This window comes from Sphaerospermopsis reniformis (assembly GCF_005402885.1).
GTDB lineage: Bacteria > Cyanobacteriota > Cyanobacteriia > Cyanobacteriales > Nostocaceae > Sphaerospermopsis > Sphaerospermopsis kisseleviana.
Window position 1 is genome coordinate 1 of sequence record NZ_BJCE01000015.1, and the last position, 14,017, is coordinate 14,017.

Sequence of the window (14,017 nt, forward strand, 5' to 3'; positions counted from 1 at the left end):
GGTAATTTATAGCCATCTATAATTTACCTGTTTTGTTTTGCTTTGTTTTTATCCTCTATTTTCTGACTTTTTTCCTAGACTTTAAATTTTTCCTTTACGATCGCTTGACAATCAAGACAGTCGCTACGAAAATAAAAGATTGAAACTATTATACCTGACATCAATTAAAAATGCTAGTATTTCCACCCATCAAACAGGAGATTATTTTATAGAAACAATAAATTATCCTGAATTAGTCAAAACAGTATTAACAAAACAAAACACACAGAAAATTATTTAACCAAAGTAATAGAACTTGCGTCTCTGCGTGAGATAAAAAATCATCCCAAAGTCAAAATACCTTCTGGAAAATCCACCACCAAACGCAACAACTTTAACCACTCAGAACCCAATAAAACTTCATTAATTCCTTTACCAACATTCACAGGAATTTGATACTGCTTTCCGTCTAATATCACTTGACCTAAATAAATCTGAAATTTTGATTCACCTTTCGCAGTCCGTAATATTTCCTCCCCACTATACACCCATTCTAATCCATCTAAATCTTGTGTATTAATAGCCATAAAACCTGCAAAACCCGTATCAAATAGGGCATCTATAGGAAGATTTAAGCCATCATTAGTAACTAATTCAATTTCAAAAAATAATTGCCCATTTTCTCCCAAATAACCCTCTATCATATTGTGCCAGTTGTCCCCGTTTCATTCAAACAAAAAACGAAATGTCTAGCTTGAGGATATTTTTCCAACATTCTTTTATGAGATTCCATCCTATCCTGATCAATTAAATATTCTCCACTATCTGGTTCTATAGCAATATACCAACCATAGTGATTTTCAATATATTCAGGACGGACACGCTCAAAAATTGCCCGACAACGTTGATAAAATATTTCATCTTCTGCTTCTCGTCTGGCTAATTCTTCTGGTGATATAGTCAATTCAGGAAAAATTCTTCCTCTTCTTACCATTCTTTTTGATGTTATGTAAGTCATCTTATTAACTTAAACTCCAGTTATTATTTTAACTTAAATTGTGCTTAATTGCAACTTTTATCATTATTTGAACATAAATTTTAACATGATTTACCCTCTTTATTTTCATCATTAAAAGCTGCTGCTAGGTCAGGACTGGTGATTGCGATCGCACTTTCATGCCATTCATGAATAGTAGCATCAATCAAATCCCAAGCCTCATTAGAAGTATCAGTTAAGCGAAAAGCCTCACTCACTTCTTTAATAAAATCTTGCAATTCATCAGCATCAAATACGCTCAACCATCCATAGGGATGCTCATAACCTATTTTTTGTCCTAATAATAACCGAAACGCAACCGATAACACCTCAAAAACAGCCTTACTTTGTGTTACCCCTTTCACAAGATAAGCCATATCTACACGACGCAATAGGGCAAAAGATTGGTCATTGCGAGTAATTGTGATTGGATGTTCATAAGCTTTGTCTAGAATTCGTCCAGGTTGACGATTCAACTCAGTGGCTGTAATTAGCTCATCTGAGAACGCATTGCTAAAAATTGCAATTGACATGATACTTGCGTTTTCCAGAAACGCTGATTTAATCTAAATATGATATTACGTACTATTATACGTAACCTTTATCATTTGTCAATAGGTAACATTACAAAAACCTTTGTTTCGGTTTTCATTTTTTCTTTGCGCGAAACGAAAATCACAACTATTTCAAGAACCAATTGGTAAAATATTATTAGAAAATCAACGCCTTTGTTTACTTGTGTTCGATTCAAAACGAGAGGAAATACTGCAATGGATACCTTAGATAAATATCGCCAAATTATTCAAAAAATATTAACGGAATATTCCCAACTTCCCTATGCTTACGGAGAACTAGAAAGACAACTAATAATCGGCCAAAACGCCAACCATTACCTACTACTAACACTTGGCTGGGAAAATAATCAACGGGTGCTATAGTATTAGGTTTTAAATCTCCTTACATCAGACAATTTACTGATTTTGCCCAAGATTAAACTTTGCGTTCCTCCTCTGCGTTCTCTGCGTCTCTGCGTGAAATAAAAAGTATTCATCTACAACGACTAAATTCTGCATCTGGTAAATTAGCAAATGCTTCTCCCACAGTAACATAAGGTAATAATCCCAATAATTGACAACCAGGACTATGAGTAGGTAATGGTAAATCAATACTACCAATATGTTTTCTAGAACCAATAAAAAACAATCTTTTCCTGAATTGAGGAGTACCGAAATCAGCAGCTAAAAGTACACCTGATGACACATTATAACCTAAATCAATCATATGTTTTTCAGGATCAAGGCGAATCATCCTTAAATTGGGTCTTCCTTGTCTGTTAGGATCATTTTTGACATAAAACTTAAAAATCTGAAGTTACTGAATTTCATACAGCTTTAGGATAAACACTTAATTATCGTACTGTTTTAAGAAAAAAAGAACCCAACCGTATCTTATAACCACACCATTGTTTCTATTAAAAACGCTTAAATCAACATTATTACAGAGAATTGGTATTAGCCCCCCTTAAAAAGTGGGTTGGGGGGATCTAAATATTACCTATTCTAAATTAATATCACATCACTGCTTGATTCAACTTACTGTTTCTGAGCATAAACCAAAAGACTCTTGTATTTTTCAACTAGGTAAATTTTACCTTGGGCTGTAAATGATTCGATGATTTCTTCAGCTTTAGCATAACCTACAGACTGTGTATAGAACAGTATTTTCCCGTGAGGATTCAATTTTCTGAGAAATAAATCAACCATTGATTCATCATTATGATGCACAAAGGGAGCTTCTTCAGCCATATAAAATTCACCAATATGAAAGAGTGCAACCACATCTAACATTGGTAAAGAACGATCTGTGAGAGTGTAGATATCTGTACAAAGTACCTTGTAAAATTTAGCTAGTTGGCGATTTTTACGGCACATTTGCACATAAGCTTCATGTTCAGGAATAGAAGCGGTAATACCAATAATTTCATTGGGTTTTGCTAACTTCTGATTTTCTAATCCTAAAATGTGATGAGCGCCTGTACCAAAATGAAATACTGTCCGATCCTGAATATTATATTTTTGCAAATATTCGATTAATTCAAGATCACATGGACAGAGATGGGGTTGTAATTCCCATGATGATTTTGTGCGGTAGTAGTCATTACCTACCCAGTGTGGTAAAACAGGTTGAGTCAAGCTAACTGAGTAGTACAATTTTGCTAATTGGCGATTACTGAAGACAATATCACGAATTGTTTTTCTCAAAGTAAGAACCATCTGTTAATCCTCAATAGTTTGGAAAAAGTGAATTAGGTTTTGATATTTCGGCTACTAAATCAGTCCAGATATAATGCTAAATTTATTTGGTCTATGATGATTATTGATAATTAGCTATCTGGACTGCTCACCAACTAATAAAATGCCCCTGTATGAGTACCAATAACATGGATTAGATGTGGCTTGATTGTTAATTCAGCAGGGACAATTATCTTTTATTTCAAGTTATCTACCCTTGGCATGAATTAACGTTTATATCTTGAAGATATCACTGTAAAAAGTTTTGGTAATTTATTTACCGTAATGGTGGTTAGCTTAACATATAAAATTTTGAAGAAAATAAAGATTTTATCAATTTAATATAAAAAATATAAAAACTTGTGCAAATTAAACTTTAAACTTTTAAGTAATTCTGATTTTTACACAATATAATTACTAGGGCAAGATATATAATCATGTATTAATCTTACCCACATCCAGCAAATTCACTTAGCCATTTCCTTCATGTAAAAATTGAGCATGGTAAGGATCAAAGCTACTTTCAACTGATACTGTATAACCTACTGGTGCTTCAAACATAAACCAGTCGCTTACATTAATATCCAGTTCTGTGTCGGGAATGGTAGCTGGTTATTTGGATGTGCAATCTGTAAATGCTGTTAAACTATGATCAGACCAGACCCAAAGTAAATTTTGTGCTACTTGGTTGGGACTAATAGGATACCATTGTTGAGTCCAAGAAAATTGATTTTTCATGATTATCAAAGTCCAATTTGTTTATTTTTTTTGTTAAACTATGCTTTTATTGAATAATCTTAACAATTAACATTTAACAAAGCACAAGGCACAATATAGATAAGTGAGCGATCGCCTTTATGAGTTACTGTCTTAACCCCCATTGTTCCAAACCGGAAAACCCTGATGATGTCAAGTTTTGCCTAACTTGCGGTACTAAGTTACTTTTAAAAGAACGTTACCGCCCTATCAAACCCATCGGACAAGGTGGTTTTGGTAGGACTTTTTTAGCGGTGGATGAGGATAAACCCTCAAAACCTCCCTGTGTAATTAAACAATTTTTTCCCCAAGCACAGGGTACAAATACGGTACAAAAAGCAATAGAGTTATTTAATCAGGAAGCTATTCAGTTAGATGAATTGGGAACACATCCCCAAATTCCCGCGCTGTTGGCTTATTGTACTCAAGATGACAGACAGTATTTAGTCCAAGAATTTATTGATGGGCAAAATTTAGCTCATGAATTAATAAACAAAGGTACTTTTAATGAAAATCAAATTCGACAATTGTTGAATGATTTATTAAATGTATTACAATTTTGTCATAGTAAACAAGTCATTCACCGCGATATTAAACCAGAAAATATTATTCGTCGTATTAATGATAATAAGTTAGTAATTGTTGATTTTGGGGCTGCAAAATCTTTTACAAGTACAGCTTTAAATCATACAGGAACAAGTATAGGTAGTCCTGAATATGTTGCACCAGAACAAATGCGGGGAAGGGCAATTTTTGCCAGTGATATTTATAGTTTGGGAGTAACTTGTATTAATTTATTAACAGGGCGATCGCCTTTTGATAGTTACGATACCCATAACGCTGCTTGGATATGGCGACAAAATTTACCAACTCCCGTTAGTAACGAATTGGGTAATATTATTGATAAAATGGTAGAAACTATCCCTGGTCGGCGTTATCAAACAACTGAGGAAGTTCTGCAAGATTTAAATAACATAAATAACAATTTAAATATTCAAACTTCCGCAGTTATCCCACCGACAATAATTACTCAACCAGTTAAACAAAAACCTTCAACTTCTCAACCTACAGTTTCTTCTCAAACTTCTAGTAAAATTGAGCAAGAATTATTAGAAATCAAAACACAGTTTACAGGTGGTAAAGTGCAACTGCAGAATGTGACACCACAACCATCTGTGACTACTAATAATTCTACCAATAATTCTACTAATAACGATGCTATAGATAAAGACTTGGAAGAAATGAAAGCTAAATTTTTAGGTAAATAAAATAGATGGTAATTTTCAGATGGTAATTTTACATCATTTATCAGATTTTATTAACCCAGATATGGAGGTTGAACTTGCACCACCTAACTATTACTATGAGGGAAAATGTCCCCAAACAGGGGAACTTCTGAAATTACCACGCACGGCGTTAAGTGAAGCTATTGCTAAAAGTTTAATGCAGCAAATTCGGGAAAATCAACTTTATAATAATGAAGGGAAAATGTATGGTATTCTATTAGTTGAATTACCCAACGGTGAACAAAGAGTTATTAAAGCTTTTTCTGGTCTTTTAAATGGTTTAAGTGTAGTTGCAGGTTGGGTTTCACCTATTCCCGGAAGAGCAGAAATAGCTTTAGCAGAAAAGCAAACTTTAATAGAATTGGAAAAAATTAAACAGGAAATTATTCAACTTCAACAAATTCCCGAAAAAGAACAATATCAAACCTTAGCTGCTAAATTTCAACAACAGTTAGACAACATGAGTTTAGAACATAATTATAGTAAAAAACAACGACAAGAAAAACGCCAACAATATCAACAAAACCTCACAGGAGAAAAGTTAGAACTTGCTTTAGCAGAACTAGAAGCAGAAAGCCGTCAGCAGGGAATTGAAAGAAAATACCTCAAACGTCGTCAAAATGAAGTTTTACAGCCTTTACATGATAAAATAACAGCCACAAATAACAGAATTAGAGAACTCAAACAACAGAGAAAAGAGCTATCCAGGGAATTACAAAACCAAATGCACGCAGCTTATAAATTAACTAATTTTTATGGAAAATCTTTATCTATCCAACAATTAATACCAACAGGAACACCTACAGGTACAGGTGAATGTTGCGCTCCCAAGTTGTTACATTATGCAGCAACTCATCACTTAAAACCCCTAGCAATGGCGGAATTTTGGTGGGGTGAATCTTCAGAATATGATAAAATTCAGGATACAATTCAGGATACAATTCAAGATAAGATTCCAGGAAAATTTTATGGTGCTTGTGTTGAAAGATGTCAACCGTTGATGGGGTTTTTGCTATCTGGTTTAAAAATTGCAACTTCTGATTTTTCAAACTTAGAAATTATTTATCAAGATGAATGGTTAATTGCAGTGAATAAACCACCGGGATTATTATCAGTACCGGGGCGGTATGTAGAAAACCAAGATAGTGTTCTCAGTCGTTTACGAAATTTGTATGATTGGGAATTAATGTCAGTGCATCGTTTAGATCAAGAAACATCTGGGATTTTAATCTTAGCACGGGATCAAAACACTTATGCACAGATAAATCAGCAATTTGCCAACCGACAAATACATAAAATATATGAAGCGATTATTGCAGGTTCACTGACCACAGAACAAGGAGAAAAAGGTATTATTAATTTACCATTGTGGGGAGATCCTGAAAACCGACCTTATCAAAAAGTAGATTGGGAAAAAGGTAAACCCAGTGTAACGGAATTTCGAGTTATCGGAAAAAAAGGAAATTACACCCGTGTAGAATTTAAACCCCTAACAGGAAGAACTCATCAATTACGGGTTCATGCTGCGGATGTAGCAGGATTGGGAATTAATATATTAGGCGATCGCCTATATGGTTGCAATGCTAACGCTACTCGATTACATCTACACGCCAGAGAAATCACATTTAAACATCCCCACACCGGGACAAATCTGCATTTACAAACAGTAACACCGTTTTAAGGGAATAGGGAATAGGGAATAGGGAATAGGGAATAGGGAATAGGGAATAGGGAGCAAAGGGCAGGGAGAAGTTATTTCGTTATCTCGTTCCCAGTCTCTGACTGGGAATGCCACCAAGAGGCTCTGCCTCGACTTTTACCTCCTGCCTCCTGCCTCCTGCCTTCTGCCTTCTGACTCCTTGATCTCCTTCTTCTCAGATGCAGCCTTTATCGGTAAACTCATATATTACATACTCATACTCATAACTGGAGAAAAACACTTTGGGCATAGAATTACGCAGTTTCGTATTTCTAGACAACCTGCAACCGCAACACGCAGCATATATGGGAACAGTAGCCCAAGGTTTTTTACCATTACCAGGGGATACATCCCTGTGGATTGAAATCTCACCCGGTATTGAAATCAATAAAGTTACAGACGTAGCTTTAAAATCCGCTTCTGTCCGTCCGGGAGTGCAGATAGTAGAACGACTTTATGGACTTTTGGAAATACATTCCGGTTCTCAAGGAGAAACACGAGCCGCAGGACAAGCGATTTTAGACTTGTTGGGAGTCAGAAAAGAAGACTGTCTTAAACCCCGTGTGGTTTCTAGCCAGATCATCCGCAACATTGACGCTTACCAAACCCAACTCATCAACCGTACCCGTCGCGGACAACTGCTACTGGCAGGACAAACCCTCTATGTTTTAGAAGTTGAACCCGCTGCTTACGCTGCACTGGCAGCTAATGAAGCGGAAAAAGCAGCCGCAATTAATATTCTGGAAGTGCAAGCTGTCGGCAGTTTTGGGCGACTTTATTTAGGAGGAACGGAACGAGATATTTTAGCCGGTGCAGCAGGAGCTTTAACCGCAATTGAAAATGTACCAGGCCGCACTCCTCAAAGTCAGCGTCAAGAATAAAAGGATTAATAAAAATGGCACATCAACAACATCTAACTTTATTAAAATCAGGTGCAGTCACTTGGACAGGATGGAGAAAAGAAAACCCGGAAATTGAAATTGATTTGAGTACCGCTAACTTAGTAGGAGAAAACTTTCGGGGTGCAAATCTCCAAGGTGTGAATTTAAATAAGGTAAATTTAAGTTATGCTTTATTGGTCAGAACAAATTTTCAAGGTGCAAATTTAAGTAGTGCTAATCTCTCTCACGCTAAGTTAATCGAAGCTAACTTTTCTCAAGCTAATTTGAGTCTCGCTAATTTGCAAGATGCCATTTTGACACAGGCTAATTTATCTCAGGTAACTTTAATTGGTGCTGATTTAAAAGCCGCTAACCTCATCTGTGCAATCATTACAGACGCTAATTTAATTGGGACAGATTTTCACAACGCTAATTTAAAAAATGTCGATTTAGCAGATAGTAAACTCATCCGCAGTAATCTGAGTTTTGCTAATTTGATGGGTGCTAATTTAATTAATGCTGACTTGTCAGAAGCTAATTTATATGAAGCAGAAATAATGCAAAGCTATCTTTATCAAGCTAATTTTTATAAGGCAAATTTAACTAAATCACATTTAGGAAGTTCTTACTTATTCCGCGCTAATTTCAGTGAGGCTAATTTAACCAATACTGATTTAACTGGGGCTAATTTGAAATATGCCAATTTAGCAGGTGCAAATTTAACAGGTGCAACCCTCAGAGGTGCAAATTTAACAGGTGCTAACCTCAAAGGTGCAATTTTAACTGATGCTATTTTGCCAGTTGCTTTTGGATCTGATTAGAGGATGTTTGAAAAGTCCCTCATGATGTATCAAAAATTTTAGATCCCCCCTTATTAAGGGGGTTAGGGGGGATCTGCAAGTGTATAAAGTCACCATCTAAAACTTTTCAAACAACCTCTCAGCAAACCCTAATTAAGATTTACTAAAATTTAAAGATTTGTAAAATAAATCTAGTAAATCTAGACTCTCTAGTGGACTAGAGGGTTTAGGATAAATAGGATAAATTAGACAACACAACAGGACTCTCAGCCAAAAATTGGTAACATGGGTAAAACAAATTGCTGATTTTTGGCAGAAATGCCCTAAACCTTCCTTGAGAAGCGAAAGGAGCAAAAGTGATGCTTAACAAATCAGTCAACTTTGGTATTTTAGGTTTACTTGCCGCTTTATCCCTCACCAATAGCGCCATAGCCCAACCACATCAACATTCGCCTTCTACCCCTGCTGGTGAGACAAACACCATGCCCCATACCATGCCCCAGCAACAGGAAGATCAGCGTTTTCTGAAAATGATGGTTCATCATGATCAGAAAACGGTGAAAATAGCAGATTTGGCCATACAGAAGGCGAAAAATCCCCAGATAATAGCGTTGGCCACTGAGATAAAAACCGAGCAAACCCAAGAAATTGAGCAATTACAAGCTTTGTACAAACAGTTATATGGCGCAGAATTGCCCGCTGGTGATATGAATTGTATGGACATGGGTGGTATGGGTAGAGGTAACGGTATGGGAGGAATGATGAGTTTAGAAGCTTTAGAAAATGCCCCCAACTTTGACCAGGAATTTTTGCGGAAGATGATTCACCATCAACAAATGTCAGTGAAGATGGCAAAGACAACTGCTGAAAATGCTAATGAGCCACAAATTCGCAATTTAGCTCAAGCTATCATCAAAACGCAAACAGCCCAACTTGAGAAATTGCAGCAGTTGCAAAAGGTGACAGGTAACAGGTGACAGGTGACAGTTATCAGTTATCAGTTATCAGTTGAACCTTAATTTTTTGTTCACTTGATTTTTTCACTTTCTTGTTTAAAGTTATGACAATCAAACTTACAGTTCCGGGAATGGCTTGTTCTGCTTGTGCCAACAATATTACCAATGCAGTTAAAGCCGTAGATGCTAACGCTAATGTGGAAGCTGATCCCAAAACCAAACTTGTCAATGTCGATACTCAAGCTTCAGAAACTGCTATTAAAGAAGCTTTAACTGCTGCTGGTTATCCTCCAGCTTAATAGTTAGGGAGATGGGGAGAAATTTATTAGACCTATTCCCTATTCCCTATTCCCTATTCCCTATTCCCTACTCTAAATTATGAATAATATTACTCTCAAACTCAAAGGAATGAGTTGTGCTTCCTGTGCTAATAATGTGGAACAAGCTATACTTGCAGTTCCTGGTGTGATTGAGTGCAATGTTAATTTTGGTGCAGAACAAGCAACAATTAATTATGAACCAAAACAGACTAATTTAACAGAAATTAAAGCTGCTATTGAAGATGCTGGTTATTCATCTTTTTCTATGGTAGAAGCACAGGGTGAAGATGATGTGGCACAAGTCCAGAAAATAGCAGAAGAACAAGAATTAAAGCTTAAATTATGGACAGGGGGGATAATTAGCACATTCCTGTTTGTCGGTTCTTTACCGATGATGACAGGGTTAAAATTACCTTTTATTCCTGATTTTTTACATCATCCTTGGTTGCAGTTAATATTAACAACTCCGGTGCAGTTTTGGTGTGGAGGTTCGTTTTTGAGAAATGGTTGGAAGTCTTTAAAACACCACACCGCAACGATGGATACTTTAATCGCTTTGGGTACTGGTGCGGCTTATTTTTATTCTGTAGTGGTTACGCTTTTCCCTAGTTTTTTTATTTCCCAAGGTTTAGAAACTCATGTTTATTATGAAGTTGCAGCAATGGTTGTCACTTTAATTTTATTGGGGCGGTTTTTGGAACATCGCGCTAGGGGACAAACTTCGGAAGCTATTAGAAAATTAATAGGTTTACAAGCAAAAACTGCTAGAGTTGTGCGGGATGGAAAAGAAATTGATGTTCCTATTCAAGATGTAATTATTAATGATATAATTTTGGTGCGTCCTGGGGAAAAAATTCCCGTTGATGGGGAAGTTATTGATGGTAATTCAATGGTTGATGAGGCGATGGTAACGGGTGAAAGTTTACCTGTGAAAAAGCAACCAGGAGATGAAGTTATTGGGGCGACAATTAATAAAACTGGTAGTTTTAAATTTAAAGCAACTAGGGTAGGTAAGGATACTTTTTTAGCACAAATTGTGAAATTAGTCCAAGAAGCTCAAGGTTCTAAAGCTCCTATTCAAAGATTAGCAGATCAGGTAACAGGGTGGTTTGTTCCTGCTGTTATTGCTATTGCGATCGCAACTTTTTTGATTTGGTTTAATTTTACAGGTAATTTTACCCTTTCTCTGATTACAATGGTGGGTGTTTTAATTATCGCTTGTCCCTGTGCTTTGGGTTTAGCTACTCCTACTTCTGTAATGGTAGGAACTGGTAAAGGTGCGGAAAATGGTATTTTAATTAAAGATGCCCAAAGTTTAGAATTAGCACATAAAATTAAAACTATTGTACTTGATAAAACCGGGACTTTAACTCAAGGTAAACCCACAGTTACAGATTTTGTGACTGCTAAAGGTACAGCTAATCAAAATGAAATGAATTTATTAAAATTAGCTGCATCTGTAGAAAGAAATTCTGAACATCCTCTAGCGGAAGCTGTGGTAAAATATGCCGAATCTCAACAAGTTAATTTAACAGAAGTTACGGATTTTTTAGCTGTTGCTGGTTGTGGTGTACAAGGTATTGTTAATCATCATTCAGTGCAAATTGGGACAGAACGATGGTTAAATGAATTAGCAATTAATACCGATGCTTTGCAAGAATATAAAATTGCTTGGGAAACCGGAGGAAAAACTGTCATTTTAATTGCTGTTGACGGAGAATTAGCAGGAATAATGGGTATTGCGGATGCTTTAAAACCTTCCTCAACAGCAGCGGTAAAAACATTGCAAAAGATGGGTTTAGAAGTGGTAATGTTAACAGGAGATAATCAACCTACTGCGGAAGCGATCGCTCATCAAGTTGGTATTTCTCAAGTTTTCGCTCAAGTCAGACCTGATCAAAAAGCTGCTATTGTAAAATCATTACAATCCAAAATCCAAAATCCAAAATCTAAAATTGTCGCAATGGTGGGGGATGGTATTAATGATGCACCAGCGTTAGCGCAAGCAGATGTAGGAATAGCTATTGGAACAGGTACAGATGTAGCGATCGCTGCAAGTGATATTACTTTAATTTCTGGAGATTTGCAAGCAATTGTCACCGCTATTCAACTTAGTCGCGCTACCATTAATAATATTCAGCAAAATCTCTTCTTTGCTTTTATTTATAACATCATTGGTATCCCTGTTGCGGCTGGTATTCTTTACCCTATTTTCGGTTGGTTACTTAACCCCATTCTTGCAGGTGCAGCAATGGCACTTTCTTCCGTTTCTGTAGTTAGCAATGCTTTAAGATTACGTAAGTTTCAAGCAGGAGTCAATTAAATGTTAAATAAAACATTAACTCAAAAATTCAATCAAAAATTCAATCAAAAATTCAATCAAAAAATCCTGTGGGTAAGTCTTGCTTGTTTAATGTTATTAACATCAAGTCCAGCAACAGCAGAAAATTCCTATTCACATTCACAGCATAATCAAAATCAACAGTTTCAAATTATTCAGCAACCTTTAGAATTAAAATTTGCAGTAACTATTGCTGGTTTAGGTTTAATAGGTTTAGAATTATGGTGGTTTATTTTTAGTAAATCAGAGGTAGGAAGGTAGGAAGATAGGGAGTTTAATAACCCAATTACCAATTACCAATTACCAATTACCAATTACCAATCACCAATGAAGTACCGAAAATAACCGTTTTTATTTGCTGGGTGTGATATTTCTAGATTACCCCCTTGACTATAAGTATAAATCTAAAAATGAACGTCAATTCAGCAAATTTGAACCATACTAGAAAACCTAAGATTTTCAATCAACCAGAACGTTTTATTGAAGGTTGGTATTGGGTAATACCTTCTAAAAAGTTACGAGTTGGTGAAGTTAAACCCGTGACAATTTTGGGTAGAGAATTAGTAATTTATCGTGGTGAAGATAAACAAGCTGTGATTTTAGATGCTTACTGTCCTCATTTTGGCGCTCATCTGGGAGAAGGAACAGTAGAAGGTAATGAAATACGCTGTTTTTTTCATCATTGGAAATTTGACTCTGAAGGTTTTTGTGTAGAAATTCCTTGTTTAGAAGAACCTGTTAAAGTTAAAGCTAAAAGTTGGCCTACTGCTGAACAATATGGGTTAATTTGGGTTTGGACAGGAGAAACACCACAACAACCTTTACCGTTTATTCCTGAGTTGGAAATGGAAGAATCTGACAGTGCTTTGAGTGCAAGATTTATCACCAACTGTCACCCTAATGTTTTTATGATTAATGCTATTGATGCTCAACATTTTAACACAGTTCATAAATTACTATCAGAGTTTAATTTTGAAAAACAAGAACTCAATGAAAATGCCATTACTTTTACTAATACTACTCACTCAACTCCTGATTACTGGTTAATGAAATTGATTCGTTCCTTTTATAAAAAACCAGTTAACTATCATCTTTGTTATTGGTATGGCATGACAGGAATGATTACAATTAGTTTAGATTTTTTACAATTTCATCTTATATTTGCTTCCCGTTTAATAGAAGCGGGTAGAGCAGAAATAATGACAATATTAATGACTAAAAAACGCTTGGGTATTTTCGGTAGATTACATAATCACTTGGTTTTATGGCTGAGTAAATTTGTGGCTGAAGACTTTATCAAAGACGACAACAAAATTTTTCAAACTATTCAGTTTAATTTAAAATCTCCTATTGACCTAGATCAACCCATAATTCAATTTATTGACCATTTAGAAAGACAAAAAGCTTTAAAATGGGGAACTTGGTATATAGATAGAATGAATGACGGTGAAGTGAGAGAAATAGAGAAACGCCCAAAACGGGAAAAATGGCACGATGAATTAGTTAATGATTGAAAATTCACCATTTTCACAATAAAAATGAAGTGGTTTGTTTTGCCACTTCATCAATTCCCAGGTAGAACCTTAGTATTGAGTATAACGACTACACAATTTTCAAATAGTATAAGATCAAACAGAATTGAAAATTCTCTTCATGCCAGTGAACAGGGTAT

At 35.7% G+C, this 14,017-nt stretch carries 17 protein-coding genes; 11 read left to right on the plus strand and 6 right to left on the minus strand.

Going from position 1 to position 14,017, the window contains the following annotated elements:
• Nucleotides 1-139: 139 nt before the first annotated feature.
• Entirely contained in the window at nucleotides 140-280 is a 141-nt protein-coding gene (locus tag FFR48_RS03760; RefSeq protein ID WP_162501839.1) for a hypothetical protein, read from the plus strand.
• A 40-nt stretch (nucleotides 281-320) separates the two neighbouring features.
• Here the strand turns inward: FFR48_RS03760 and FFR48_RS03765 are convergent, their stop codons facing one another.
• From FFR48_RS03765 to FFR48_RS03775, 3 genes are all read right to left on the minus strand, one after another.
• On the minus strand, nucleotides 321-683 hold the full coding sequence (locus FFR48_RS03765; protein ID WP_137666429.1) for an aspartyl protease: 363 nt from the start codon (nucleotides 681-683) through the stop codon (nucleotides 321-323).
• Entirely contained in the window at nucleotides 680-997 is a 318-nt protein-coding gene (locus FFR48_RS03770; RefSeq protein WP_096570807.1) for a hypothetical protein, read from the minus strand. The genes FFR48_RS03765 and FFR48_RS03770 overlap by 4 nt, the downstream gene beginning before the upstream one ends.
• 80 nt (nucleotides 998-1,077) lie before the next feature.
• Nucleotides 1,078-1,548, minus strand: coding sequence for a hypothetical protein (locus tag FFR48_RS03775; protein WP_137666430.1), 471 nt, complete (start codon nucleotides 1,546-1,548; stop codon nucleotides 1,078-1,080).
• A 237-nt stretch (nucleotides 1,549-1,785) separates the two neighbouring features.
• On the opposite strand from FFR48_RS03775, the gene FFR48_RS03780 reads away from it, so the two are divergent.
• Nucleotides 1,786-1,953 carry an element excision factor XisI family protein gene (locus tag FFR48_RS03780; RefSeq protein ID WP_236103981.1) on the plus strand — a complete coding sequence of 56 codons (168 nt, stop codon included), beginning with the start codon at nucleotides 1,786-1,788 and terminating at the stop codon, nucleotides 1,951-1,953.
• Between the two features lie 109 nt (nucleotides 1,954-2,062).
• On the opposite strand, the gene FFR48_RS03785 is transcribed toward FFR48_RS03780, so the two are convergent.
• The 3 genes from FFR48_RS03785 to FFR48_RS29980 form a co-directional block, all read right to left on the minus strand.
• The gene (locus FFR48_RS03785) at nucleotides 2,063-2,323 is read right to left on the minus strand and encodes a DNA cytosine methyltransferase (RefSeq protein WP_137666431.1); all 261 of its coding nucleotides are present in this window, start codon (nucleotides 2,321-2,323) and stop codon (nucleotides 2,063-2,065) included.
• A gap of 284 nt (nucleotides 2,324-2,607) precedes the next feature.
• The gene (locus FFR48_RS03795; protein WP_137666432.1) at nucleotides 2,608-3,288 is read right to left on the minus strand and encodes a hypothetical protein; all 681 of its coding nucleotides are present in this window, start codon (nucleotides 3,286-3,288) and stop codon (nucleotides 2,608-2,610) included.
• A 630-nt stretch (nucleotides 3,289-3,918) separates the two neighbouring features.
• Nucleotides 3,919-4,044: a hypothetical protein gene (locus FFR48_RS29980; protein ID WP_268932402.1), complete on the minus strand. Its 126-nt coding sequence runs from the start codon at nucleotides 4,042-4,044 to the stop codon at nucleotides 3,919-3,921.
• Between the two features lie 119 nt (nucleotides 4,045-4,163).
• Between FFR48_RS29980 and FFR48_RS03805 the strand changes: the two genes are divergently transcribed.
• From FFR48_RS03805 to FFR48_RS03845, 9 genes are all read left to right on the plus strand, one after another.
• A complete protein-coding gene (locus FFR48_RS03805; RefSeq protein WP_137666433.1) occupies nucleotides 4,164-5,330 on the plus strand; it encodes a serine/threonine-protein kinase in 1,167 nt (388 codons plus the stop codon).
• Between the two features lie 19 nt (nucleotides 5,331-5,349).
• Entirely contained in the window at nucleotides 5,350-7,029 is a 1,680-nt protein-coding gene (locus FFR48_RS03810; RefSeq protein WP_137666434.1) for an RluA family pseudouridine synthase, read from the plus strand.
• 260 nt (nucleotides 7,030-7,289) lie between these two features.
• Nucleotides 7,290-7,928 (plus strand): beta-carboxysome protein CcmP, encoded by a 639-nt coding sequence (gene ccmP, locus FFR48_RS03815; RefSeq protein WP_096570820.1) that lies wholly within the window; start codon nucleotides 7,290-7,292, stop codon nucleotides 7,926-7,928.
• Nucleotides 7,929-7,942: 14 nt separating this feature from the next.
• Nucleotides 7,943-8,749 carry a pentapeptide repeat-containing protein gene (locus FFR48_RS03820; RefSeq protein WP_137666435.1) on the plus strand — a complete coding sequence of 269 codons (807 nt, stop codon included), beginning with the start codon at nucleotides 7,943-7,945 and terminating at the stop codon, nucleotides 8,747-8,749.
• Between the two features lie 338 nt (nucleotides 8,750-9,087).
• Entirely contained in the window at nucleotides 9,088-9,705 is a 618-nt protein-coding gene (locus FFR48_RS03825; protein ID WP_137666436.1) for a DUF305 domain-containing protein, read from the plus strand.
• 83 nt (nucleotides 9,706-9,788) lie between these two features.
• Nucleotides 9,789-9,983: a heavy-metal-associated domain-containing protein gene (locus tag FFR48_RS03830; protein ID WP_096570826.1), complete on the plus strand. Its 195-nt coding sequence runs from the start codon at nucleotides 9,789-9,791 to the stop codon at nucleotides 9,981-9,983.
• Between the two features lie 79 nt (nucleotides 9,984-10,062).
• The gene (locus FFR48_RS03835; RefSeq protein ID WP_137666437.1) at nucleotides 10,063-12,327 is read left to right on the plus strand and encodes a heavy metal translocating P-type ATPase; all 2,265 of its coding nucleotides are present in this window, start codon (nucleotides 10,063-10,065) and stop codon (nucleotides 12,325-12,327) included.
• Entirely contained in the window at nucleotides 12,328-12,606 is a 279-nt protein-coding gene (locus tag FFR48_RS03840) for a hypothetical protein (protein ID WP_096570830.1), read from the plus strand. It abuts the gene before it with no gap.
• Nucleotides 12,607-12,755: 149 nt separating this feature from the next.
• Nucleotides 12,756-13,859 carry an aromatic ring-hydroxylating dioxygenase subunit alpha gene (locus tag FFR48_RS03845; protein WP_137666438.1) on the plus strand — a complete coding sequence of 368 codons (1,104 nt, stop codon included), beginning with the start codon at nucleotides 12,756-12,758 and terminating at the stop codon, nucleotides 13,857-13,859.
• Nucleotides 13,860-14,017: the final 158 nt, after the last annotated feature.